The organism is Melaminivora alkalimesophila (genome assembly GCF_000282995.1).
Taxonomy (GTDB): domain Bacteria; phylum Pseudomonadota; class Gammaproteobacteria; order Burkholderiales; family Burkholderiaceae_C; genus Melaminivora; species Melaminivora alkalimesophila.
This window is the reverse complement of record NZ_ALEE01000322.1, coordinates 1-1,615: the sequence shown is the minus strand read 5'-3', so window position 1 is coordinate 1,615 and position 1,615 is coordinate 1. Positions and strand designations below refer to the sequence as shown.

The 1,615-nt window shown below is 70.8% G+C and carries 2 protein-coding genes; both read right to left on the bottom strand.

Annotation, left to right across the window (positions count from 1 at the left end; translation table 11 throughout):
• Positions 1-365: TolC family protein (locus tag A612_RS06010; RefSeq protein WP_040436213.1), on the bottom strand; the 365-nt coding region annotated here is incomplete at its 3' end.
• 32 nt (positions 366-397) lie between these two features.
• Positions 398-1,615: efflux RND transporter permease subunit (locus A612_RS06005; protein ID WP_019373620.1), on the bottom strand; the 1,218-nt coding region annotated here is incomplete at its 5' end.

Sequence of the window (1,615 nt, the reverse complement as noted above, 5' to 3'; positions counted from 1 at the left end):
CGCGTGCCGCTGGCCACGCCCGCCACGGTCGGGAACTCGTCGGCGCGGCGGATCTGGAACTGCGCGCGCGCCTGCTCGACGTTGAGCATGGCCACGCGCAGGTCGCGGTTGTTGCCCAGCGCCATGCCGATCAGGCGCTGCAGGCGCGGGTCGGTGAAGTAGTCCTTCCAGTCGATCTCGGCCGCGGCGCGCAGGCCGTCGGCGGCGTCGGCGTCGGCGTCGGCAAGCGCATAGCCGGGCGCGACCGGCGCCGCCGGGCGCTCGTGGGCGGGGATGAAACTGCAGCCTGCCAGCGCGAGGCCGGCCAGCAGGGGAGGCAGTGCGTGCGCAGTGCGGCGCGCGCGGGGGGCTGGCTTCCTGGGCATGAAGTGGCTCTTTCTTTGCGGAATCGGGTTCGTCAGGCGTCGCTGCGGTGCTGCAGGGCCATCTTGGCGTCGTGCTCGCGCTGGCGCTGGCTGCCCTTGAAGAAGCTGCGCACCAGCACGAAGAACACGGGCACGAAGAGCACCGCCAGGATGGTGCCGGTGATCATCCCGCCGATCACGCCGGTGCCGATGGCGCGCTGGCTGGCTGAGCTCGCGCCCGAGGCCAGGAACAGCGGCAGCACGCCCAGCGTGAACGCCAGCGAGGTCATGACGATGGGGCGAAAGCGCAGCTGCGCCGCCTCCAGCGCGGCCTCGACGGCGCTCTTGCCCTGCGCCTGCAGGTCCTTGGCGAACTCGATGATCAGGATGGCGTTCTTCGCCGAAAGGCCGATGATCGTCACCAGGCCGATCTGGAAATACACGTCGTTGGACAGGCCGCGCAGCAGCGTCGCCAGCAGCACGCCGAGCACGCCCAGCGGCACCACCAGCAGCACCGAGAACGGGATCGACCAGCTCTCGTAGAGCGCCGCCAGGCACAGGAACACCGCCAGCAGCGAGAAGGCGTAGAGCACCATGGCCTGGCCGCCGGCGAGCTTTTCCTCGCGCGACTGGCCGGTCCACTCGAAGCCGAAGCCTTCGGGCAGCTGCGCCGCCAGGCGCTCCATCTCCTGCATGGCCTCGCCCGTGCTGTAGCCGGGCGCGGCGCCGCCGGCGATCTTCATGGCCGGGTAGCCGTTGTAGCGCACGGTCTGCATGGCGCCGGTGACCCAGCGCGTGGAGGCGAAGGTGGACAGCGGCACGAGCCGGCCCTGGTTGTTCGCCACCGGCAGGTCGAGGATGTCCTCGGGCTGCATGCGCGCCTGGGCGTCGGCCTGCACCACCACGCGCTGCAGCCGGCCCTGGTTCGGGAAGTCGTTGATGTAGGACGAGCCGAGCGCGGTGGCGAGGGTGCTGCTGATGCTGTCGAAGGACACGCCCAGGGCGTTGGCCTTGTCGCGGTCGATGTCGATCTGCATCTGCGGCGCGTCTTCCATGCCGTCCGGGCGCACGCCCGCCAGCACCTTGCTCTGTGAGGCCATGCCCAGCAGCTGGTTGCGCGCGGCGACCAGCGCCTCATGGCCCTTGCTGCCCCGGTCCTGCAGGCGGAAGGTGAAGCCGGCGGCCACGCCCAGCTCTGGGATGGGTGGCGGGCTGATGGCGAAGATGAAGGCGTCGCGAAAGCCGTAGAGCGCGCCGGTGGCGCGGGCCGC